General features: G+C 41.7%; 22 protein-coding genes. 17 read left to right on the plus strand and 5 right to left on the minus strand.

Translation table 11 applies throughout. The features are described from left to right. The coding region (locus E1163_RS16405; protein WP_155173542.1) for a glycosyltransferase family protein at positions 1-809 on the minus strand (809 nt) is incomplete at its 3' end. A 36-nt stretch (positions 810-845) separates the two neighbouring features. On the opposite strand from E1163_RS16405, the gene E1163_RS16410 reads away from it, so the two are divergent. From E1163_RS16410 to E1163_RS16425, 4 genes are all read left to right on the plus strand, one after another. Beyond that, a complete protein-coding gene (locus tag E1163_RS16410; protein ID WP_155173543.1) occupies positions 846-1,658 on the plus strand; it encodes a 2,3,4,5-tetrahydropyridine-2,6-dicarboxylate N-succinyltransferase in 813 nt (270 codons plus the stop codon). A gap of 82 nt (positions 1,659-1,740) precedes the next feature. Next, entirely contained in the window at positions 1,741-2,556 is an 816-nt protein-coding gene (locus E1163_RS16415) for a DUF3108 domain-containing protein (protein ID WP_155173544.1), read from the plus strand. Positions 2,557-2,610: 54 nt separating this feature from the next. Next, positions 2,611-3,363, plus strand: coding sequence for an alpha/beta hydrolase (locus E1163_RS16420; protein WP_155173545.1), 753 nt, complete (start codon positions 2,611-2,613; stop codon positions 3,361-3,363). A gap of 86 nt (positions 3,364-3,449) precedes the next feature. After that, positions 3,450-4,049: a tetratricopeptide repeat protein gene (locus E1163_RS16425; RefSeq protein ID WP_155173546.1), complete on the plus strand. Its 600-nt coding sequence runs from the start codon at positions 3,450-3,452 to the stop codon at positions 4,047-4,049. Between the two features lie 195 nt (positions 4,050-4,244). On the opposite strand, the gene E1163_RS16430 is transcribed toward E1163_RS16425, so the two are convergent. Then, complete coding sequence (locus E1163_RS16430) at positions 4,245-5,135, minus strand: 3-hydroxybutyryl-CoA dehydrogenase (RefSeq protein ID WP_155173547.1); 891 nt, start codon at positions 5,133-5,135, stop codon at positions 4,245-4,247. 143 nt (positions 5,136-5,278) lie between these two features. Between E1163_RS16430 and mscL the strand changes: the two genes are divergently transcribed. From mscL to E1163_RS16445, 3 genes are read left to right on the plus strand one after another with little or no spacing between them, the layout of a single operon-like run. Continuing rightward, entirely contained in the window at positions 5,279-5,701 is a 423-nt protein-coding gene (gene mscL, locus E1163_RS16435) for a large-conductance mechanosensitive channel protein MscL (protein WP_155173548.1), read from the plus strand. Between the two features lie 42 nt (positions 5,702-5,743). Beyond that, positions 5,744-6,571 carry a CvfB family protein gene (locus tag E1163_RS16440; protein ID WP_155173549.1) on the plus strand — a complete coding sequence of 276 codons (828 nt, stop codon included), beginning with the start codon at positions 5,744-5,746 and terminating at the stop codon, positions 6,569-6,571. Beyond that, positions 6,568-6,960: a hypothetical protein gene (locus E1163_RS16445; protein WP_155173550.1), complete on the plus strand. Its 393-nt coding sequence runs from the start codon at positions 6,568-6,570 to the stop codon at positions 6,958-6,960. The genes E1163_RS16440 and E1163_RS16445 overlap by 4 nt, the downstream gene beginning before the upstream one ends. On the opposite strand, the gene E1163_RS16450 is transcribed toward E1163_RS16445, so the two are convergent. The 3 genes from E1163_RS16450 to E1163_RS16460 all read right to left on the minus strand — a co-directional run bounded on the left by E1163_RS16450 (position 6,950) and on the right by E1163_RS16460 (position 9,290). Further along, the gene (locus tag E1163_RS16450) at positions 6,950-7,378 is read right to left on the minus strand and encodes an arsenate reductase family protein (RefSeq protein WP_155173551.1); all 429 of its coding nucleotides are present in this window, start codon (positions 7,376-7,378) and stop codon (positions 6,950-6,952) included. The two genes, E1163_RS16445 and E1163_RS16450, sit on opposite strands and share 11 nt — an antisense overlap. Positions 7,379-7,668: 290 nt before the next feature. Beyond that, entirely contained in the window at positions 7,669-8,046 is a 378-nt protein-coding gene (locus E1163_RS16455) for a hypothetical protein (RefSeq protein WP_155173552.1), read from the minus strand. Further along, positions 8,043-9,290: a sterol desaturase family protein gene (locus E1163_RS16460; protein WP_155173553.1), complete on the minus strand. Its 1,248-nt coding sequence runs from the start codon at positions 9,288-9,290 to the stop codon at positions 8,043-8,045. The genes E1163_RS16455 and E1163_RS16460 overlap by 4 nt, the downstream gene beginning before the upstream one ends. Positions 9,291-9,433: 143 nt before the next feature. Here E1163_RS16460 and E1163_RS16465 point away from each other — a divergent pair, with 143 nt between their 5' ends. From E1163_RS16465 to infC, 10 genes are all read left to right on the plus strand, one after another. Then, positions 9,434-10,516 carry a transporter substrate-binding domain-containing protein gene (locus E1163_RS16465; RefSeq protein WP_155173554.1) on the plus strand — a complete coding sequence of 361 codons (1,083 nt, stop codon included), beginning with the start codon at positions 9,434-9,436 and terminating at the stop codon, positions 10,514-10,516. Positions 10,517-10,583: 67 nt separating this feature from the next. Further along, entirely contained in the window at positions 10,584-11,027 is a 444-nt protein-coding gene (locus tag E1163_RS16470; protein WP_155173555.1) for a hypothetical protein, read from the plus strand. Positions 11,028-11,198: 171 nt separating this feature from the next. Next, positions 11,199-13,064, plus strand: coding sequence for a DNA topoisomerase IV subunit B (locus E1163_RS16475; protein WP_155173556.1), 1,866 nt, complete (start codon positions 11,199-11,201; stop codon positions 13,062-13,064). 77 nt (positions 13,065-13,141) lie between these two features. Then, positions 13,142-15,814 carry a DNA gyrase/topoisomerase IV subunit A gene (locus E1163_RS16480; RefSeq protein ID WP_155173557.1) on the plus strand — a complete coding sequence of 891 codons (2,673 nt, stop codon included), beginning with the start codon at positions 13,142-13,144 and terminating at the stop codon, positions 15,812-15,814. 2 nt (positions 15,815-15,816) lie between these two features. Next, the gene (locus E1163_RS16485; RefSeq protein WP_246223731.1) at positions 15,817-16,503 is read left to right on the plus strand and encodes a TrmH family RNA methyltransferase; all 687 of its coding nucleotides are present in this window, start codon (positions 15,817-15,819) and stop codon (positions 16,501-16,503) included. 23 nt (positions 16,504-16,526) lie between these two features. Next, entirely contained in the window at positions 16,527-17,168 is a 642-nt protein-coding gene (locus tag E1163_RS16490) for a SanA/YdcF family protein (protein ID WP_155173558.1), read from the plus strand. A 44-nt stretch (positions 17,169-17,212) separates the two neighbouring features. Continuing rightward, the gene (locus tag E1163_RS16495; RefSeq protein ID WP_155173559.1) at positions 17,213-19,723 is read left to right on the plus strand and encodes a DUF5686 and carboxypeptidase-like regulatory domain-containing protein; all 2,511 of its coding nucleotides are present in this window, start codon (positions 17,213-17,215) and stop codon (positions 19,721-19,723) included. Between the two features lie 141 nt (positions 19,724-19,864). Continuing rightward, complete coding sequence (locus E1163_RS16500) at positions 19,865-20,971, plus strand: tetratricopeptide repeat protein (protein WP_185156116.1); 1,107 nt, start codon at positions 19,865-19,867, stop codon at positions 20,969-20,971. 17 nt (positions 20,972-20,988) lie between these two features. Continuing rightward, positions 20,989-22,923, plus strand: coding sequence for a threonine--tRNA ligase (gene thrS / locus E1163_RS16505; protein ID WP_155173561.1), 1,935 nt, complete (start codon positions 20,989-20,991; stop codon positions 22,921-22,923). Between the two features lie 101 nt (positions 22,924-23,024). Next, a complete protein-coding gene (gene infC / locus E1163_RS16510) occupies positions 23,025-23,588 on the plus strand; it encodes a translation initiation factor IF-3 (RefSeq protein ID WP_343033853.1) in 564 nt (187 codons plus the stop codon). Positions 23,589-23,646: the final 58 nt, after the last annotated feature.

Consider the following 23,646-nt stretch of genomic DNA (forward strand, 5'->3'; position numbering starts at 1 on the left):
TGCAAAACCTTGTTGTGAGCGACCAGTTTTTCCCCTCCTTCAAGCTCTATAAAGTCGGTGTGCTCAATAGTTTTTTTTAGCCAGTTGAGTGTTGCAGAAATGGAGCAGTACCCAACAATTTTCAACCTCACGGAAGGGTCTTTTTTGTGAAGTTTTTTTGCGAAATTAATACACTCAAAAACGCCTGTGCTTTCTGCTATTGTACCGGTAAATATGAGGTTGATTTCAGGGGTGTTTCTTGTCTTTTTTTTATCCTCGGTTTTGAGGTCGATAGGCTTGTACTTGTTCTCAATTATAGTACTCTTTCCACGGGAGAAACTGAACTCTTTTTCGTACTGTCTTTCGGCTAGAAAGTAGTGGTCAAAAAAGAGCCTGCTGAGGTACTCTTTGCTCCTGACATAACCGGCAATCAGCGGTCTTAAAATATACGGAAAACTGTTGGTGTATAGTATGTTTCTAAAGTAGTTTTCCCGGATGTCGTAAATGATCTTGGTTCCAAATAAAATTTTGTATAGGATCGTAACTATCAGTAATTCATGGGTATTGATAATGATGAGTTTCGGCTTTAATTGAAGGTATTTTTTGAAGCATTTTAAGGGTGCTACCAGGCGGGAAATATTAAGTCTTTTGAATTTGAAAAGAGGATGAAATTTTATGTTCCCGGCTTTGGGAAGTTTTTTTACATAAAACCCTATGATATTAATTTCATATTTATTTGTTTGGCCCAACGAAAGCCCAAGTTTTTCATACATCCTGGTATCGTCGACCGGTTTAAGCACCGATGCTATGACAAGTTTGTGTTTTTTCATTAACAGTAATAATAAAAGATTAATCAATAATAGCTGATGGATTTAAAAGAAATTGTAGAAAATGCATGGGAGGATCGCTCCTTACTAAAAGAAAAAGATGTACAAATTGCCGTTAAAACAATAGTAGGTGATCTGGATCAGGGGGTAAGGAGAGTGGCCGAACCTAATGGCAAAGATTGGTTAGTCAATGAGTGGGTTAAAAAGGCGGTGATCCTTTATTTTCCACTGATGAAAATGCAGACCATTGAAGTGGGGCCTTTCGAATTTCATGATAAGATCAAACTCAAAAATAACTACGAAAAGCTTGGAGTTAGAGTGGTGCCTCATGCCATTGCCCGCTACGGATCTTTCGTAAACAAAGGCGTGGTAATGATGCCGTCATATGTAAACATCGGAGCTTATGTAGATGAAGGTACCATGGTAGATACCTGGGCCACTGTGGGAAGCTGCGCCCAGATAGGGAAGAACGTTCACCTCAGTGGAGGTGTAGGTATTGGAGGTGTATTGGAGCCTGTACAGGCGGCACCAGTCATTATCGAGGACAATGCCTTTATCGGTTCGCGCTGCATTATTGTGGAAGGTGTGAGGGTTGGTAAAGAAGCTGTACTCGGAGCCAATGTGGTGTTAACCGCCAGCTCAAAGATCATAGATGTAACCGGAGATGAGCCGGTAGAAACAAAAGGATACGTGCCGGAACGATCAGTGGTTATTCCGGGTTCATATACCAAAAAGTTCCCCGCAGGAGAATACCAGGTGCCTTGTGCCCTGATCATTGGTAAGCGTAAAGAAAGCACCGATAAGAAAACTTCTCTTAATCAGGCACTCAGGGAAAATGACGTAGCCGTCTGATCTGGCATTTACTTTGTAGGGGTAACTGGTATAAAGTAATTAAAAGGCACCGCAAGGTGCCCTTTCTTAAACTAGTACAGACATGAAAAACTTTGTTACTCTGTTTTTTATCACCATCATCCTAAGCTCTTTCACCACTGGCGATGAAGATGTCTACGAGGTAGTAGCCCATGAGAGCTTTCAAAAAGGCGAAGAACTCGACTACAAGGTTTCCTTCGGGATTTTCAGTATTGGTAGTGCCAAAATGCTCATTCGCGATAATTATTACCGCATCAACCATCGGGATTGCTATAAAGTGGATATCTATGGCAAGACCACCGGTATGGTAGACTGGGTTGCCAAGGTAGATGACCACTGGGGAGCCTATGTGGATACCGCTGCCCTGGTACCACACATCTCTTATCGTAATATCAAGGAGGGTAACTATCGTAAAAACGAAATCATCCGCTTTGACCATCGCACCAACCTTATAGAGGCAAAGGTGAAGGATAAGAAAACCGGTGAATACAAAGAGCCTAACTACTACTCCGCTCCCGAGAATATCAGGGATATGCTGGCAGGGTACCTTTATCTACGAACCATTGATTTCTCTAAAATGAATGAAGGTGACATTTTCACCATGAAGGGATTTTTTGAAGATACCTTTTACGAGCTGGATGTTAGGTACAAAGGCAAAGAGGTAATTAAAACCAAAGCAGGTAAATTCAACTCTATAAAGCTGGCTCCGATCATGCCGGAGAATAAGCTGTTTGACGGAGAGGATTCTATCTACGCCTGGATATCCGATGATAAAAATAAAATACCCTTGAAAGTGGAAGCTAAAATGTTTATTGGCAGCACCGGAGTGGAGCTTTCGGGCTACAAAAACCTCAGAAATGAGGTGAGTATAATCCAATAAAATTTCCTAGAAAAATAATAATGTTGTAGATTGCCTTCTTACCGACCAAAACCTATGAAGCGTTATCTACTGATTGTTGTCTTATGTCTATTCGGCTTTACATATGGAGCATCGTTAGCGCAAAGCGAAACCATCCGCTTTAAATCTGCCGATGGTTTGGAGATGGCCGCAGATCTCTACTTCAACCATCCCAAAACGGCTCCGTTCATAGTGCTTTTTCATCAGGCCAACTGGAGCAGGGGCGAGTATGCAGAGATTGCTCCCAGGTTAAACAGCATGGGGTACAACTGTATGGCCGTAGACCTCCGTTCAGGTAACAGCGTTAATGATGTCTCTAACATAACTAAACAGAATGCCCTGAAAGCTATGAAAGAGACCCAGTATGTGGATGCCATTCCGGACATGCTCGCTGCCGTGGATTATGCAAGAAAGAATTATGCCCAGGGGAAACTTATAGCCTGGGGAAGTTCCTACTCCGCTTCACTGGCGCTTAAGTTGTGCGGCGACCATAAGGATAAAATAGATGCAGTGCTGGCTTTTTCCCCTGGCGAGTATTTTACTTCGCAAGGTAAAGCCAGGGATTACATCACTTCAAGTGCCATCAATATTACTCAGCCGGCTTTTATAACCTCAGCACGTGACGAAAAGAACAATTGGTGGGGGATCTATGTAGCGATCCCTTCCGGGAAAAAGACATACTTCCTGCCTCAAAGTGTTGGTAACCATGGGGCTAAAGCATTATGGAGCAAATATCCCGATGCTGGTAGCTACTGGAAAGCCGTCAGTGAATTTTTAACATCTATTTGACAGAATATTGTTACCTTTGCACCCTGAGTGGCGATCATACCTGATTAGCCACTATTTTTTTATTTCAAAAACTGTTATTTGAACCAATGCGAAATTCATTCATACTGATTTTTTTGTTCTTGTTGGGAGCCAGCGCATGTAAAGACGAACGCTCAGATATTGGAGACCAGTATTTCAAACAAGGCCAATACAAAGAGGCTGTTGCAGCTTATACCGAATACCTGAAATTGGAACCTACACATATTAAGTCCCTTTACAACAGAGGCCGTGCTTATGAGGAGTTAGGACAACATGAAAAAGCCCTGGCAGATTTTCATAAGATCATTAAAGAAGATCCTTTGAATGTAAATGCTTACCTGAGCGTGACGAGCGATTTTTACTACAGGCAGCAAGATTATGAAAATACCGTATTCTATGCCGATAAGACTTTGAAGCTAAACGAGAATAATCCCGTAGCCCACACCCTAAAAGGAAAGGCATACCAAAAGCTAGGAAAGCTCAATGAAGCTATGGCTGCTTACAATGCAGCAATAAGTGTAGATAAAGAATATGCAGATGCCTATTTATCAAGAGCTTTACTGCGCATCCACCTCAAACAAACCAGCAGAGCCTGCACTGACCTGACAATGGCCAAATCATTGGGTGCTAGCAATGCAGCCGAAATCATCAATAAATATTGTAAGTGATTTGATCGGTTTACGTTTATAGTTCATTCTATTTACAGTTCTTGGTTTACAGTGCTGGGAGTATAGTAGAGGGGTTGTTACGTTAATGTCTTTTAAAGGTTTCCGGTTTTTAGTTTCATTTCTTAATGTACTGAAAACCGGAAACCAAGACTCTTAATCAACTGTGAACTAAGAAACTAAGAACAGTAAACCGCACTATTTTGCAAAGCGGTCAGCTACGATCAGGTCTTTAGTGCCATGTCCCCAGCTATAAAAACCGCTTCCTGATTTTACCCCTTTATGTCCGGCTTCCACCATATTTACCAGCAATGGGCAAGGTGCATATTTAGGATTTCCAAAGCCTTCGTAAAGTACATTGAGGATTGAAAGACATACGTCCAGACCAATAAAATCGGCCAGTTGAAGAGGCCCCATAGGGTGTGCCATTCCAAGTTTCATTACCGTATCAATTTCTTCAACACCGGCTACGCCTTCATACAACGACTCGATGGCCTCGTTGATCATAGGCATCAAAATGCGGTTGGCAACAAAGCCGGGGTAGTCATTGACCTCTACAGGTACCTTGCCAAGCTTCTTTGAAAGCTCCATTATAGCTGCAGTTACCTCATCTGTAGTATTATATCCTCTGATCACCTCTACCAGCTTCATTACAGGCACAGGGTTCATAAAGTGCATGCCGATAACTTTGTCAGACCTTTCGGTTACAGCCGCTATTTTAGTTATGGAGATAGAGGAAGTGTTGGTGGCAAGTATAGTATCAGCACCACATACCTTATCCAGGTCACGGAATATTTTAAGTTTGAGATCAATGTTCTCCGTAGCAGCTTCCACCACAAGGTCGGCATTTTTCACACCCTCTTCGGTCGATGTAAAAGTAGTAATGTTTGAGAGTGTGTTCTTCTTGTCGTCCTCAGTGATCGCTTCTTTCTTGATCTGTCTGTCAAGGTTCTTTTCAATCGTGGCGAGTGCCCTTTTCAATGCATCTGCAGAAATGTCAATCAGCGATACATTGTATCCGTTTTGTGCGAATACGTGAGCAATACCATTTCCCATGGTTCCCGATCCGATTACGGCTATATTTTTCATGAATTGTTGTGTTTTGGTTAAAGTTTATGGCCGGGCAAAGATAGGAAGTTTTGGCAGGGATGGAATGGTTGCAAACGATTTCGTGAACAATCAATTATCATTAATTGTATTTGAGAAGATTAGTTCAAATAAAGTATACTAACATGTTCAAAGAGTTTAAAAAGTTTATATCCCGGGGCAATGTGGTAGAATTGGCCGTGGGACTGATTATGGCTACCTACTTCGGTGCCATTGTCAAATCATTTGTAGATGACATCATTATGCCCCCGGTAGGGCAACTTATTGCCGGGGTAGATTTTTCCAGGCTCAATTATGTGATTGGGGAGAAAACACTGGAAGATGGTACAATGCAGGAGGTTACTATTAACTATGGCACCTTTCTGAACCATATCATTACCTTTTTTATTGTGTCTCTGGCAGTATTTGCAGTGGCAAAAATCTATAACAACTATTTAAAGAAGAAAAAGGAAGAGCCTGCCGAAGCTGAAAAGGGCCCCACAAGCCAGGAACAGTTGCTGATGGAAATCAGGGATGCCATCCGTGAAAAGAATGGCGGAGCTGTTTAATGCATGCCTGTTGGCTGCTCCTTTTTGTGTAGCTTTGTGGCTATGGAAATAGGTAACTATTACGAACTGGAGGTAGCCAAAGAAGTAGACTTTGGAGTATACCTGAACTCTGAACTTGGTGAAATCCTTTTGCCGTTGAAGTATGTGCCCGAAGGCACCGAAGTGGGAGATATTCTCAGGGTATTTATACATAAAGATTCCGAAGACAGGCTTTTGGCCACAACATTGGAACCTAAGGGCAAAGTAGGTGATTTTGTGTCGCTAAAGGCCAAGGATATTACACCCCACGGGGCATTCATGGATTGGGGACTCGAAAAAGACCTTTTTGTACCCAACAGAGAGCAGCATACACCTTTCCGGGTCGGGCATAACTATATTGTAAGGATATGCCTCGACTATAAATCTGATCGCCTGATCGGGGTGAGTAAGATCAATACCTTCCTGAGTAATGCAAACCTGGGAGAGCTAAAAGAAGGAGATCGGGTCGGTCTGCTGATCTATGCGGAAACCGATGCTGGTTATTCGGCCGTCATCAACAACAAACACAAAGGCCTGATCTATCGTAATGAAGTGTTTGAACCTATAAGTGTAGGTGATGAGAAAACTGGTTACATCAAAAAAATAAGAGAAGACCTGAAAATTGACCTTTCTCTCACTCCGGCAGGGGTAGAGGCTATAGATAAAAACAGGGAGGTTGTTTTAGAAGCTCTGCGTGAAAATGACGGTTTCTTGCCGTACCATGACAAGTCAGAACCCGATGATATCACCAGCGTGTTTAATATGAGTAAAAAGGCTTTTAAAAAGGCTATAGGAGGTTTGTATAAAGACCAGGTTATCAATATTGAACCTGATGGCATCCGTTTAAAATGAAGGCTTTCCTTTGGGTAATTGGTGTTTGTTCGGCTGTATTCATAATAGCGTACCTAAACAAAGATAACATTAGAAGAGCTTTCTTTGCCAATCATATATTGTTACACGCAAGAGGTGAAACCAACCCTGCACTGGTTAGAATAGATTGGACTTCGGAAGTTACTACAGATACAGTTACTGTATTTGAAAATGGGCATGAAACAGAGGCTCTTTTCGAAGCAAGAGGGCGTAATGTATTTGTAGTTTATTATAAAGGGGAAAGCATGGGAAATTTTGAGCATTTTAAATCAAATGCTTACAATCCGCATACCTACATATTCGAGTTACTGCTACAACAGGACTCGGTTTATCTGGACCTGACCGTGTCAGGACCGGATGCTATTCAATAACTCTGGGACGAAGGTGTGGAGGTACCTTTGATGAACTCCTGCTGTTTACCTCAAGCTTAAGAATATCTGTCGGCTTTTGGCACAGAACCGCCTTATTATTAAATACAGCAATAGGTGCTTTCAGCAAATGAGGATTATTCATAAGCACTTCCAGCCATCCTGACATGGTAAAAGTATTGCCCCTTACCTTAGCCTGATATTCGGGATTAGACTTGTCAAGCAGATCTTTGGGTTTGCAGCCCAGCATGTTGATGATCTCCTTCCATAAAGTAGTGGTAAAACGTACATTATGTAAGTCTACCTCGTTGATATGGTTGCTCACTGATCGTGCATAAGCCCGTGTCTGTTTGCTTGTACTGGAACTTGGATCATGATAGATCAAAAGAAGTTCGTTGGGGTGAAATTGTATACTGCTCATATAAAATCAGAATTAGATTGATTATAATTTACGAAAAAAAAAGGAGAAAATAAAGTCCCCTTATTTCCTTAACAGTTTACAGACAGGAAGGATTCGACTTATTTGAGATTTTATGCTTTAGCCTGTATTCCATGGATGTAGTCAGGTAAGCCTCCAGATGATAGGAATTAACTCGTCTTTTGAAGTTAGCAGAACGGCTTATAGAACTTTATTTCCCATTTCTTCTTATAGAACAGGTAGTTAAATGGCAGGTTTACAGGTAAGAAAGTGGTTCACTTGCCTAAGAACGCCTAATCGCGATATACCAACACCTCCTTAGCCAGTCCCGTAGCATTGAAGCGGATATTCAGGTAAACATGATCAGCCCCCTCAGTCTTTTGCCCGCATTCCTCAGCATTGTCAATCTCATAAATGTAAAATTTCTGATTACGTTTATAGAGTTCATTTTTGTCTGGCTTGCCCAAAACCCGGACTACCTCATCTTCACTAAGGCCTTTGATGTGCTCTTTGGCTTGTTCAAGGTTATCCAGCATTTGCAGCCTGACACCTGAGCAACCATGATGGTCGCTTTGCCATTGGCTTTCATCAAAATCAGGAAGGTCTACGGGCTTATCACACGAGTAAAGGAGCACTATGATGCCCAGGAAAACGCAGTACTTTAGTTTCAAGATTCTTCTACGGTAACTAGAGATTGATTCTTATTTACAGAAAAATTGAGCAGGATCATCCAGCTCATCGACACGACAAAGTAAGCGATAGAAACAATGATAAACCAGAAGTTCAGGTTTAAATAATAAGAGATAGTAATTACACCCGCTGATAAGCCTAATATCCTTACCTTTTCCAGTAGCCATACCCAGTTCTTCATTTCAAACAAAGCCCCGCAGTTCATAATAGTAAGAATGATGGCCGTCACAAAAGCTACTTTTTCCCAGGTAGCAAAGTTTGCCTGTTGAAACAGGAAGAAAGCCGTGGCACCCAATGCCAGTAAGTATTGAAAAAGCACGTAGAGATTTAGTGGGGTAGGGGAAAGGGTATCAAACTTTTTATACCGGGTCTTATCCACTTCAGGTGCAGCCTGGTACCCGCCCATATATTCAGGAAACCAGCCGGGTTTGTAAAACATAAACTTTAACCGGTCTTTCCACTTAGGTATCTTTTTTAAATAGCCCCACATCCATACGTAGTGGTCAAGGTTTACCCAAACAGGGTTCCAGCTATTGATGGGTTTTGTAATTCCATAGGTTGGCCTTTCTTCTTCCTCCTGAAACGTGCCGAACATCTTATCCCAGATGATAAAGACGCCGGCGTGGTTTTTATCGATATACTTTGGGTCCCGGCCGTGGTGTACCCTGTGGTGAGAGGGGGTATTCATGAATTTTTCAATAAAGCCCATTTTACCGATGGTCTCCGTATGGATCCAGAACTGATATACTGTAACCAATGCGGATACAAGTACGAAGTTTACCGGATCAAACCCGATGACTGCCAGCGGAAGATTAAACGCAAACGTCCATAGGATCTGAAAGCTTCCCTGGCGGAGGGCTACAGAGAAGTTGTAGTCCTCACTCTGATGGTGTACCACATGGCCACCCCAGAAAAGATTGATCTCATGGCTCATTCTGTGAGCCCAGTAGTAACAGAAATCAACAGCAAAGAACAAGATGATAAATGTCAACCAGTTGGAAGGTATCTCAAATATGGCCAGATATTCATAAACCAGGTAATATACTCCGACACCAACGACCTTCAGGAAGATTCCGGTGAGTTGCTGCGTTATGCCGCAACTGATATTGGTTACGGCATCATTGAGCCGGTAGATCTTTTTATTGGAGACCTGCTGAATGATCAGTTCAATTCCAATGAGCAGGAAATAGATTGGAATGGAGAGAACAATTGGGTTAATATCCATAGGGGGCGCTTTTAATAAAAACTAAACTTAAATAAATTTAGTTTAAATCTCGGTTTTTTAAAACAGGGTTTGGTAAAATGGCATGGTCTGGCTAACATTAGTTTTATAAATAGAATCAATAAAAAGATGAACCCCGATAAAAAATGCTTATCAGAACACTCACCATTTTATTAATTTTAATACTTACAGGCCTGCATACGCTTACAGCTCAGGAAACAGAGCAGGAGAACAAAAAGCTGATCATAGGTGTAAAACACACCCCACCTTTTATTGTAAGGCAGCAAAACGGACAGTATACCGGCATCAGTGTTGCCCTTTGGGAGAACATAGCCAAAGAACTCAGACTGGACTTCGAATATAAAGAGTATGACCTGAATGGCCTGCTGGGTGCTTTGCAACAGGGTGATGTAGATGTATGTATCAACCCTTTGACCGTTACCAGTCAGCGCGTAGAGCAATTTGATTTTACTCAACCATTTTTTATCACCAATCTCGCTATAGCCGTCGATAAGACCCAGCAAAATAAGTGGCTGTCATTCCTCTCCAATTTCTTTTCGTTGCAGTTCCTGAAAGCAATATTGCTACTATTGATGGTACTGCTGAGCTTTGGTATATTGGTCTGGCTTTTTGAAAGGCACCACAATAAGGAAGAGTTTGGTCCCGGTATGAGAGGCATATGGAATGGCTTATGGTGGTCGGCCGTAACCATGACCACTGTAGGATATGGTGACAAATCTCCCAAGACTATCGGGGGAAGAGTTGTAGCACTTATATGGATGTTCACTGCTATCATTATTATCAGTGGTTTTACAGCAAGTATAGCCTCGTCACTTACCGTCAATGAACTGGAATTTGCGGTAAAAGGCCCCAGAGACCTCAAGAAAGTAAATACCCTGGCCGTAAGGGCATCTTCGGGGCAACAATATCTGGAAAACAACAACATACCGCACGAAGTGGCAGGTGATCTGAAAACAGCACTGGAGCAATTGGCCAATGAGGAAGTAAATGCTGTGGTTTATGATGAACCCATCATGAAATATACAATCAGGAACCTTGATCTTAACTCTAAAGTTGTCGTCATACCTTCAAAATTTGCAACCCAGTATTACAGCTTTTCGTTGCCCAAAAATAGTGAGCTGAGGAGCAGGATCAATCCAGTATTACTCAGTGAGATAAATGGAAGGGAATGGAGGGTGATTTTGGATGAGTATGACCTGGAGAGGTAAGAAAATTAGCAATTGCGTCCTTCTGTTTTAAATAAAAATATAACTTCGCACAAAAATTTTACTTTATATGACGCGGTTGATTAAAGCTTTCTGGTTTCTTTCTTTAATTGTTGGTTTGGCAGTGCTGTTGTATATTTATGCAGGCCTTCCGGAGCAGGTGGCCTATCAAATCGGAGAGGCAGGAGGTATGTCATATATGGGGAGGGAGGCCTTTTTCTATCTATCGCTTGCCGCCCTGGTTATCGCTAATTTTTCCTTATACACAGTTTCCAGGTCTTTAAGATACCGCCGCAAATCAACCAACACGCTGATGACCAACTGGCAGCTAAGCCTTGCAGGTGTCTTCAACTTCTTTTTTATAGTGATCTGGAATTTTATATCACTGTTCAACAGCGGAGAGAACTTTAACTACGATAACTTTGGTTACATGATCTATGTGGCATTGGGATTGATAGTTATTTGGATGATTGCCCTTCCGGTGTTGTTGATCAGGCACCAGGCATCCTCATGATAATTTTCTGGTCAATTAATGTTGACTAATGATCTAATTATCTGATATTTAGGTATTTCTATGTAAATTCTTACTGGAAATACCCGATGAATTCATTTCTTTTAAATGCTTGAATTAATCTTAAAATTGGTGTTTATTCGCCTGTCGGGAAAAAGACATAATATTAAATAAATGGCTGTAGAGAATAATTTTGAATATACCGAAGACAGTATTAAATCCCTTGACTGGAAAGAGCATATCAGGCTCAGGCCGGGGATGTACATTGGCAAGTTAGGTGATGGATCAGCTCAGGATGATGGTATTTATGTCCTTGTTAAAGAGGTGGTAGATAACTGTATCGATGAGCATATGATGGGATATGGTAAAACCATTGACATCAAGATCACGGACCATAGGGTAGAGGTGCGGGATTATGGTAGAGGCATCCCTCTGGGCAAAGTGGTGGATTGTGTATCCAAAATAAACACAGGAGGTAAGTACGATTCAGGGGCCTTCCAAAAATCAGTAGGATTGAATGGAGTAGGTACCAAAGCTGTAAATGCACTTTCTAATTACTTTAAAGTGCAGTCGTACAGGGACGGTCAGACCAAAGTGGCTGAATTTAAGCAAGGTAATATTGTTAATGATAAGGAAGTCACCAGTTCAAGTGGCAGGAACGGCACATTAATAGTATTTGAACCTGATGAAACGGTATTCAAAAATTTCCATTTTATACCCGAATACCTGAATGATCTCATTTGGAACTATGCTTTTCTGAATGCCGGCCTTACCATTAATTTTAACGGACAGAGATTTCACTCAGAAAATGGCCTGAAAGATTTGTTGGAGCGCAAGACCGATGTTGAGAACCTGAGGTATCCTATTATACATCTGAGAGGCAGTGACATAGAAGTCGCACTTACCCATTGCAACCAGTACGGCGAAGAATATTACAGCTTTGTAAACGGACAGAATACAACGCACGGAGGTACTCACCTGGCCGCTTACAGAGAGGCTATTGTGAGAACAGTTCGTGATTTTTATAAAAAAGATTTTGATGCCACGGATGTCAGGGCTTCCATTGTAGGAGCCATAGCCGTGAGAGTTCAGGAGCCGGTATTTGAGTCGCAGACCAAGACCAAACTCGGATCTCAGAATGTTGGTCCCGACGGGCCTACCATGAGGACATTTGTAAATGACTTCCTCAAAACAGAACTTGACAATTACCTGCACAGAAACTCGGAGGTGGCAGATGCCCTTTTGAAAAGAATACTGCAATCGGAGCGGGAAAGAAAGGAAATAGCCGGAATCAAAAAACTGGCCAACGACCGGGCCAAGAAGGCTAACCTTCACAATAAAAAACTAAGGGACTGCAGGGTACACTATAACGACAAAAAGGGAGACAGGACCGACGAAACCATGATCTTCATCACTGAGGGAGATTCTGCTAGTGGTTCTATCACCAAATCAAGGGATGTGCAGACGCAGGCAGTATTCAGCTTAAGAGGTAAGCCATTAAACTGCTTTAATCTGACCAAGAAAGTAGTGTATGAAAACGAGGAGTTTAACCTTTTGCAACATGCACTGAACATAGAAGATGGTATTGAAGGATTGAGGTATAGAAAGATCGTAATTGCAACGGATGCTGATGTTGATGGCATGCACATTCGATTGTTGTTGCTGACTTTCTTCCTTCAGTTTTTTCCCGAGTTGATCAAGCAAGGGCACGTGTATATACTGGACACGCCGCTTTTCAGGGTACGAAACAAGAAGGAAACCATTTATTGCTATTCGGATGAAGAGCGAAGAGAGGCCATTAATAAGCTGGGAGGCAAACCTGAAATCACGCGTTTTAAAGGCCTTGGCGAAATCTCACCGGAGGAATTTGGCAATTTTATTGGCGAAGATATACGCTTAGACCCTATTATTTTGAACAAAGAGACCACCATTGGTCAGCTATTGTCGTTCTATATGGGCAAAAACACACCGGAAAGGCAAGGTTTTATTGTAGATAACCTACGTATTGAAAAAGACCTGGTAGAAGAATTAGTAGCTTAATTTTATATAGGAATGGCCTTTGAAAGGAGTAATCTGCTTTTGAAGGCGTTATTCTAAAAGGATTTTTTAAACAGAAAATGGCAGAGGATAATTTAGATAGCAACGATAACGGATTGGGCGAGCATAAAGATGAAGACAAAATCCATGATGTCATCCCCGTATCGGGTATGTATCAGAACTGGTTTCTTGAATATGCATCGTATGTAATACTTGAGAGGGCGGTACCCGCTATTCAGGACGGGTTCAAACCTGTACAGAGGCGTATCATGCATGCCCTCAAAGAAATGGATGATGGGCGTTTCAATAAAGTTGCCAATGTTATTGGTAGTACCATGCAGTACCACCCACATGGTGATGCTTCCATCGGTGATGCTATTGTAAACCTGGGGCAGAAGGACCTGTTAATTGAGACTCAGGGTAACTGGGGTGATATAAGAACGGGTGACGGTGCCGCCGCACCCAGGTATATTGAGGCACGTTTATCAAAGTTTGCCCTTGATGTAGTTTATAATCCTCAGACCACGGAATGGCAGCTCTCATATGATGGCAGGAAAAAAGAGCCTGTTACCTTACCGGTTAAATTTCCATTGCTTTTGGCTCAGGGTGTTGAAGGTATTGCTGTAGGCCTTTCCACAAAGATATTACCTCATAACTTCTGTGAGTTGATCAAAGCCTCCATAGACCTGCTTAAAGGCAAAAAAGTAAAGATCTACCCTGACTTCCCTACAGGAGGTATGGCCGATTTTTCCGAATACAACCATGGGCTTCGCGGAGGAAAAGTGAAGGTGAGGGCCAAAATCGAAGAATACGATAAGAAGACCCTTGTCATAAAGGACATACCCTATGGCACTACTACCACAAGTTTGATTGAATCTATCATCAAAGCCAATGACAAAGGCAAGATCAAGATCAAACAGGTAGTGGATAATACTGCTAAAGATGTTGAAATACTGGTATCATTGGCTCCCGGGCAGTCTCCTGACATTACCATAGATGCACTCTATGCATTTACTGATTGTGAGGTTTCCATATCACCCAACGCATGTGTGATCATCGGTGAAAAACCCCACTTCATGGGTGTGGAGGAGATACTCCAGGTCAATACAGACCAGACGGTAGACCTGCTTACCCAGGAGCTTGAGATCAAGAAGCATGAGCTGATGGAGAAAATACTGTTTTCTTCATTGGAAAAGATATTTATCGAAAATAGGATTTACCGGGATATTGAAGAGTGTGAAACCTGGGAAGCAGTAATTGAAACGATTGATAAAGGCCTGGATCCATATAAACCACAATTTTACCGGGAGATTACTGAAGAAGATATCGTAAGGCTTACTGAGATTAAAATCAAACGTATTTCTAAGTTTGACTCGTTTAAGGCTGACGAGATGTTGAAGAGACTTGAAGAGGAGCTGAAAGAGACCGAGTATAACCTTGCACACATTACTGACTATGCCATCGGCTACTATAGCAAACTGCTTGAAAAGTATGGCAAAGGCCGGGAGAGGAAAACAGAGATAAAATCATTTGACTCCATCGACACTACTATCGTAGCTGCTAATAACCAAAAGTTGTACGTAAACCGTGAAGATGGCTTCGTCGGGTATGGAATTAAGAAAGACGAGTTTGTAACAGACTGTTCGGACCTGGATGATATCATCGTTATCCGGAAGGACGGTAAATGTGTCGTTTCCAGAATATCCGAGAAGGTGTTTATGGGCAAAGGTATTCTGCATGTGGGGGTATGGAAGAAAGGGGACGAGCGCATGACCTATAACCTGGTGTATGTGGATGGAAAAACAGGCCGCTCCATGATCAAGCGGTTCAATGTAACGGCAGTGACCCGTGATAAAGAGTATGACCTTACCAAAGGCAATAAAGGATCAAAAGTACTGTATTTGAGTGCTAACCCTAACGGAGAAGCTGAGGTAATCAATGTAAAGCTTACCTCCGGGAGTTCGGCCAGAAAAAAGGTCTTTGATTTTGATTTTGCTGATCTGGAAATCAAAGGCCGGGGAGCAGGTGGTAATATCCTGACTAAATACCCGGTAAGAAAGATAGAATTGAAGTCAGAGGGTGTATCAACCCTTAGCGGTCTGGATATATGGTACGATGAAGTTGTTGGCAGGTTAAACAAGGATGAAAGAGGTATACATATCGGCAACTTTAATGGTGATGACAATATTCTGGTGATTTATAAAGATGGTACCTATGAGTTGACTTCATATGAGCTGACCAACAGGTATGATCCTAATAAAGTGATGTTGATTGAGCGGTTTGATCCTGAAAAGGTGATTTCAGCAGTGCATTATGATGGGGACAGTAAGAATTATTTTGTGAAGCGATTCAAAATTGAAACTACATCGGTCAACAAAGCTTTTGGATTCATTAGCGAAGCTTCCGGGTCAAAACTTATTGCAGTATCCACCAAGGACAAACCACTGGTTGAAGTAGAGTACGTCAAAAGTAAGAGCAAAGATAAATTTACTGAAGAGTTGGCACTTAATGAGCTAATCGAGGTAAAAGGGTGGAAAGCGATTGGAAACAAGCTGCATTCAGAGAGCATTAAAAAGGTGAAATATCTGGGTGGAGAGGATTTTGAAAAGCTAGGCAAAGCTCAAAAGGAAGATGGAGATGAGGAAGAGAACGAAAATGAAGAAGGCAAGGGGGTAGAAAGAAGCTCTGGCACAACAAAAGGTAAAGACGATGGTGACTATGGCATTGGTGACACCATTGAGTTGGATTTTTAAGCATGATGGACCAAACTTCGTTAAAGGTACTGGATTTTTTAAGCACCTATGTGACCGAACATAAAAAGGGTCTGATTGACGAAGTTTTGTCGAGAAGAACAAGGCACTTAACCTTTGTGCTGGAAGATATTTACCAATCGCAGAATGCCAGCGCGGTCGTGCGCACCTGCGATTGTTTTGGGATACAGGACCTCCATGTTATAGAAAACAAACACTCATTTGAACTCAATCCCAGGGTGGTTCATGGGGCTTCCAAATGGGTAAATGTCCATCATTATCAGGAGGCTGAAAACAATACGAAAGCCTGTTTTGATACTCTCCGGAAGAAAGGTTACAAAATAATGGCAACCTCTCCGGATAAAGGCTGTCTTTCTGTTCATGATGTTGACATCAGTGAACCAATAGCCCTGGTGTTTGGTACTGAAATAACCGGAATATCCGAATTTACCAAAAGCCAGGCAGATGGATTGGTCACTATACCGATGTACGGCTTTAGTGAAAGTCTGAATATTTCGGTGAGTGCCGCGATTTGTGCCAATATCCTTATCGAAAAATTATTCAGATCAGAGATAAACTGGACATTAACTGAAGACGAAAAAAACGAGATTAAACTTAACTGGTATAGAACTATTGTCAGTCGATCGGAAATTCTTGAGAAACAATTTTTAAAATCGTTAAATCATTCATGAAGATTTTTCGTTGAAACTGAGTCATGTGTTTCGTAAAGATCATACTTAAGGCAATAGGGTATACCGTACTAGTGGCGTTTGCAATTATACTCATAATCAATTTATGGGTTTATCTAAGTACGGTTAGTGACATCTACAATGATATTGAAGAGGTGGAACCTGCCCAGGTAGCGCTGGTGCTCGGTACCAGCCACCGATTGATCAACGGCAACCCTAATCCTTACTTTCATGAACGGATGCAAACGGCTGCAGAGTTGTATCACACTGGAAAAGTAAAACATATACTGGTAAGCGGAGATAATGCTACCAGGTACTATAATGAACCTGAAAAAATGAGAAGGGCACTGGTAAAGTTGGGGGTGCCATCCGATGATATTACACTGGATTACGCCGGATTTCGTACTTTAGACTCTATCGTGAGATGTAAAAAGATTTTCGGACAGGATCATGTAATCATCATTACCCAGCCTTTTCACAGCTATAGGGCCCTGTTTATCAGTAACTATTATGAAATGAATTCAGTGGTGATGACTACTAATGAAGTTGAAAAATCATTAAGAGTACAATTTAGAGAATATCTTGCACGAATGCTTGCAGTGTGGGATCTTTACATAATAAATCGGGAGCCAAAATTTTTAGGCAAAAAGGAAACCCTTGACATCTGATTTCGGTAAAAGTAAATTCATGCTATTAATTTTTTAATTGAAAATTGGAACACGTTAAATCTCTCAGGCTATTACTTTTCAGCCTCTTTCTTCTTCTTTCATTTTCAGGGTATACTCAGAAAACTGTAGTATCAGGAAAAGTAACAGATGCCAATTCGGGTGATCCCGTACCTTTTGCCAATATTGTATTTAAAGGCACTAGTATAGGTACAACCACTGATTTCGAAGGTAATTACCGCCTTGAAACCTTACAACCGACCGACTCGCTCACTGCATCCTACATTGGGTACATTACCAAGACCAAGGCAGTAAAAAAAGGAGTGACGCAGACTATTAATTATCAGCTTGAGGAGAATGTGCTTAGCCTGCAGGAAGTGGTATTTGTTGCTGGCGAAAATCCGGCCTTTGAGATCATGCGCAAGGTGGTGAAAAATAAGGACAAGAATAATAAAAGGTCTCTGGAGGCTTACCAGTATGAGACGTATACCAAGATAGAGATAGATGTAGACAATATCTCTGAGAAATTCCGTAAGCGTAAGATCATGAAAAAGATCACCACGGTGATGGATAGTGTGGAGCGGATAGCGGGAGAGGACGGTAAACCTGTTTTGCCGGTATTTATTTCGGAGAGCTTATCAGAATATTACTATCGCAACAACCCCAAGCTTCAGCATGAGAAGATCCTGAAAACAAAAATCACAGGAGTTGGTATTGAAGATGGTACGCTGGTTTCACAGTTTATAGGTTCATCGTTTCAGGAATATAATTTCTATCAAAACTGGCTCAATATTGTCAGCAAAGAGTTTGTGTCCCCGATTGCCGACGGCTGGCGATTATACTACGAGTATGATCTTACGGATAGTGCCTATGTAGGTGACGACTATTGCTACAGACTCGACTTTTTCCCTAAAAGTGAGCAGGACCTTGCCTTTAAGGGTACCATGTGGATCACAAAAAAAGAATATGCCCTAAAGCAAATTGATGCTACGGTTTCATCTACCGCTAACCTGAACTACGTCGAAAAAATCAAGATCCAGCAGGAGCTGGCACCAACCGCAGCAGGGCCGTGGATACCGGTAAAAAACAGGGTGCTATTGGATATTGGCGAGGTCACCAAGGATATGGCAGGAGTTTTGGCCAAGTTTTACACGTCCAATAAAAACGTAGAGGTCAATATGCCGCAAGACCTTAAGTTTTATGCCCAGCCCATTGAAGTGGCAGAAGATTTCAAGATAGGTAATGACAATAGTTTCTGGGACAGCCACAGGCATGAGCCATTGACCCCTACAGAACTGAGTGTGTACAAAATGATTGACACCTTAAAGAATATCCCTGTAGTAAAAACCTATACCGAAATCCTTAAAGTGGCTATCAATGGCTATAAGAAAGTTGGCAAGTTTGATGTAGGCCCGTATTTGTCATTGTATGCTAATAACACGGTTGAAGGCCACCGTTTTCAAATAGGGGCAAGAACCAATATTGACTTTAGTAATAAGTATGTTTTTGGTGGCAGGATAGCCTATGGTACCGAAGATGAGTCTTTTAAATATAGCGGATTTGCTGAAATGATAGTTGATCGCGACCGCTGGACTTTACTGCGGGCGGAGTATACCAAAGATATAGACCAGGTAGGGTTATCTGCCGATGACCTGCTGGACAATTATATCTTCCTGGCAGCCACAAAGTTTGGAAACCTGATCAGGCCCTACAAATATCATCAGGCCAAGGTCAGCTTTCAGAGAGAAGTTTTTAAAGGGCTGACCCAAAAAGCCAGCTTCCAGTATCGTACTTTCGATCCTCTGTACAACTTTGCATATTATACTGACCCGGAGCAGACGGATTCCCCTATTGCTTCCAATTTTCAGACTTCCGAAGTGGTGCTGGAAACACGGTTTGCCAAAGATGAAGTTTTTGTTCAGAATGATAATGAAAGAATAAGCCTGGGTACGCAAAAATGGCCAGTGGTAACGCTCAGGTATACCAGAGGGCTAAAGGGAGTGCTTAACAGTGATTTTAATTACAACAAGCTGGGTATAAACATTGCGAAGAACATGAAAATGGGCTTTTTCGGTACCTCAAGTTTCTCTATTACAGGAGAACACATATTTGAAACCCTGCCGTACCCTTTACTTAAAGCCCATATCGGTAATGAGTCCATATTTTATACCACTGCGGCATTTAACCTGATGAACTTCTCAGAGTTTGCCAGTGATAGCTATGCCTACCTGAAGTATAACCACCATTTCGAAGGATTCCTGCTGAACAGGATACCACTCATGAAGAAGTTAAAATGGAGGTTACTGGCAACTGCCAATGTCATTTATGGTGAATTGAGTGATGAAAACAGAGCGTTGATCCCTGAGTTTACCGAGGATGGGGCTGTGGTAGAGCCCATTGGATCTTTCCGGAAAAATGAACCGTATGTTGAAGTGGGGTACGGTGTTGAAAACATCCTTAAAGTCCTGCGGGTGGATTTCCTGCACAGGCTGAATTATCTGGATAATCCTGACGTTGATAAATTTGGTGTTAAAATTAGCTTCCAGTTTATTTTATAGCGAATTAAAGCAGAGGATAGAAAGTGTTGCAATCTTAATTGGGCCACCATGTTGATTTTTTTGAAATTAAAATCAGCGTTGATTTTTATCCCTTAACCATTCCGTTATTTTTGTGTAGGCCAGTTTTAATATTTGATGTCTTTGAAGAATAAGCTTTTTGTTTTTTGTATATCTGCTATGCTTTTTACCGGATGTGTCGAGCATTCCAAAGATGCATTGCTTGCTACGGAAATAAATGTAAAAGCTGGTGAAGCATTAGAGTATCTAACTGATTTGGCCGATGACGAGCCAGATAATCCGGAAGTGTTTTATCAGTTAAGCAAAGTATATTTTGATCAGGCGAATTATGACCATGCCCTTCAAAATATAAAAAAAGCTGTAGACCTTAAAGGAGACTACTCGGAGTATCATTTCATGGAGGGCAGGGTACATCAGAAGCTAAACCAGCCGGATGCTGCTATTAAAGCCTTGCTGATTGCTGAGAGCATGGGCAATGTCAATCACGATTTGTATAAAATAATAGCTGAAGAGTACCTGCGACTTGGCATGAATGATAAGGCACGTGAAGCTATTAACCGGCTTACCGGTATTAATCAGTCCGCAGAGTCATATGCATTGAAAGGGCAGGTAATGCTGTCACTCGGAGATACAATCCAGGCCATTGACAATTTTGAAAAATCTATTGCACTGGACAAGTCCTATATAAAACCATTGATAGCGCTTACTGACATAAACATAGCACGAAATAATGAAGATAAAGCTTTTGCTCTTGTGAACCAGCTTATTGATCTTGAACCTGAAAATATGGATTTCCTTGAGAAAAAAGGAAATTTGCTGCAGCGATCAGGACAACTGGACAGTGCAGTACAAGTTTTTAAACATATAACTTCTGTCAGGGACAATTACATGGATTTGTATAAGTTGTCCAACATCTATTATCTTATGGATGAATATGATTCTTCCAGGATGATGGCGGAAAGAGCTTTTGAGAAAAACGAGGAGTTTTTGGAGGCACAATTGGTAGTAGCGAGGTCGTTGGATAAATTGAGAAAATACCAGGAAGCTATAGATGTTTATGAGATGATAGTAGAATCAGATTCGACATTTAATTTAGCTATTACTGAATTGGACAATTTGAAAAGAAAAGTTGCATATTTGTGGCGGTTGGAGCAGCAGCGCAGAGCCATGGATTCGGCTATAAAAAATGTGCCACCTCCAGTACGGAAAAAGGAATTAGAAGATAATTAAGAAATCAGATTTAGATAATGATCAAAATTACATTGCCTGATGGTTCGGTCAGGGAGTATGAGCAGGGAGTAACAGGACATGACATAGCCATGAGCATTAGCGAAGGGCTTGCGCGTAACGTGCTTTCTGTAAAAGTGAATGGAGAGGTTTGGGATTCTAACAGGCCTATTAACAATGATGCAACAGTGCAGTTGTTGACCTGGAATGATGACGAAGGAAAATCCACTTTCTGGCACTCTTCAGCCCACCTTTTGGCTGAGGCTCTTGAAGAACTATATCCGGGCGTGAAGTTTGGGATCGGACCACCTATCGAAAATGGGTTCTACTATGATGTGGATTTGGGGGATAAGGTATTCGGTGAAGATGATTTGGAGAAAGTAGAGCAAAAGATGCTCGAGCTTGCCAGAAATAAGAGTGAGTTCACAAGAAAAGACATTAGCAAGACCGATGCTTTAAAATACTTTGAAGAGAAAGGCGACGAATATAAAATTGAGTTGATCCAGGACCTGGAGGATGGTAAAATCACTTTTTACGAGCAGGGTAACTTTGTTGACCTTTGCCGTGGGCCTCACGTACCTAATACAGGTGTAATCAAGGCCATAAAGCTGATGAACGTTGCCGGTGCCTACTGGAGAGGAGATGAAAAACGTAAGCAGTTGACCCGGATCTATGGGGTTTCTTTTCCTAAGCAGAAAGAGCTTAAAGAACACCTGGAGAGGCTGGAAGAAGCTAAAAAGCGTGATCATAGGAAGCTGGGCAGAGAGCTTGAGCTATTTACCTTTTCCGAAAAAGTGGGAATGGGCTTACCACTATGGTTGCCTAAAGGCACCATCCTTAGGGAGCGTCTTGAAAACTTCATGCGTAAAGCTCAGGTGAAGGCAGGTTATGATCCTGTAGTATCACCACATATCGGAAGCAAAGAACTTTATGTTACATCAGGCCATTATGAGAAATATGGTGAAGATTCATTCCAGCCTATAAAAACACCTAATGAGAACGAGGAGTTTTTATTGAAGCCTATGAACTGTCCTCACCACTGCGAGATATATAAGCATAAGCCACGCTCTTATAAAGATTTGCCGGTTAGGTATGCCGAGTTTGGTACGGTTTACAGGTACGAGCAGAGCGGAGAGCTTCACGGACTTACAAGGGTTCGTGGTTTTACCCAGGATGATGCCCACATTTTCTGTCGTCCTGACCAGGTGAAGGAAGAATTTGTTAAAGTAATTGACCTTGTGCTTTATGTATTTAAAGCCCTGGGTTTTAAGGAGTATACTGCTCAGGTATCTCTTAGGGATCCCGAGAATAAAACCAAATATATTGGTGAAGATGCCCTCTGGGAAAAAGCAGAGCGTGAAATTCAGGAAGCTGCTGACGAGAAAGGTTTGGAAACTGTGACTGAGCTTGGAGAAGCTGCATTTTACGGTCCTAAATTAGACTTTATGGTGAAGGATGCCTTAGGGCGTAAATGGCAATTGGGAACCATTCAGGTTGATTATAACCTGCCTCAGAGGTTCCAGTTGGAGTACACAGGTGCAGATAACCAAAAGCACCGTCCGGTGATGATCCATAGGGCACCATTTGGGTCTATGGAGCGGTTTGTGGCGGTATTGATAGAGCACTGTGGAGGAAATTTCCCGTTATGGCTTGCGCCGGATCAGATAGCTATACTTCCAATTTCCGAAAAATATCACGAATATGCACAGGAAGTATTTACCAACCTGAGCGAAAAAGATATAAGAGGCTTCATTGATGATAGAGACGAGAAGATTGGAAGGAAGATACGTGATGCCGAAGTTAAAAAGGTACCATTTATGCTGATAGTTGGAGAGAAGGAGCAGAATGAAGGCCGTGTTTCGGTGAGAAGGCATGGAGAAGGTGACCTGGGTAGTATGCCGTGGGCTGAATTTGTAGAGCATTTTCAGCAAGTGAGTGCATCCGACTTTAATTAGTCCCGGATGGCACAATTGTAAAAAGCTATATACATTGACTTATTCAAATAATATAGCGATATTTGCAACCTGTTTTTTCGAATTAAACTAAGGAGGTTAAAATTAGCAAACAAAAATTTCAGAAAAAGGGCTTTCGAGGGAGAGTTGAGGAGCCCTATAAAGTAAACTCGAAGATCACCGCACGCCAGGTACGGGTTGTTGGTGAGAATGTAAAAGTGGATGTATATCCCATCGAACAAGCTTTAAAAATGGCCAGGGAGCAGAATTTGGATCTCGTTGAGATCTCTCCAAAGGCTGACCCTCCGGTTTGTAAGATCATTGATTATTCGAAGTTTAAGTACGAGCAGAAGAAAAAACAGAAGGAAATTAAGGCGAAAGCTCAGAAGACCGTTATCAAGGAGATTCGCTTTGGTCCTAATACAGAAGAGCATGACTTCAATTTTAAGCTGAACCATGCCCAGAAGTTTTTGAAAGAAGGGGCGAAAGTAAAAGCGTATGTACACTTTGTTGGTCGGACGATCGTTTTTAAAGAGCGAGGTGAGATACTTTTATTGAAGTTTGCACAGGCGCTTGAAGATTATGGTAAAGTAGAGCAATTGCCTAAACTGGAAGGTAAGCGAATGACGATGTTCATCGCCCCTAAACCGGTAAAATCAAAGAAATAATACAGATCAAAATAAATATTTAAAATGCCTAAAGTAAAAGTAAAATCAGGAGCGAAGA

The organism is Fulvivirga kasyanovii (assembly GCF_009711405.1).
Lineage (GTDB): Bacteria > Bacteroidota > Bacteroidia > Cytophagales > Cyclobacteriaceae > Fulvivirga > Fulvivirga kasyanovii.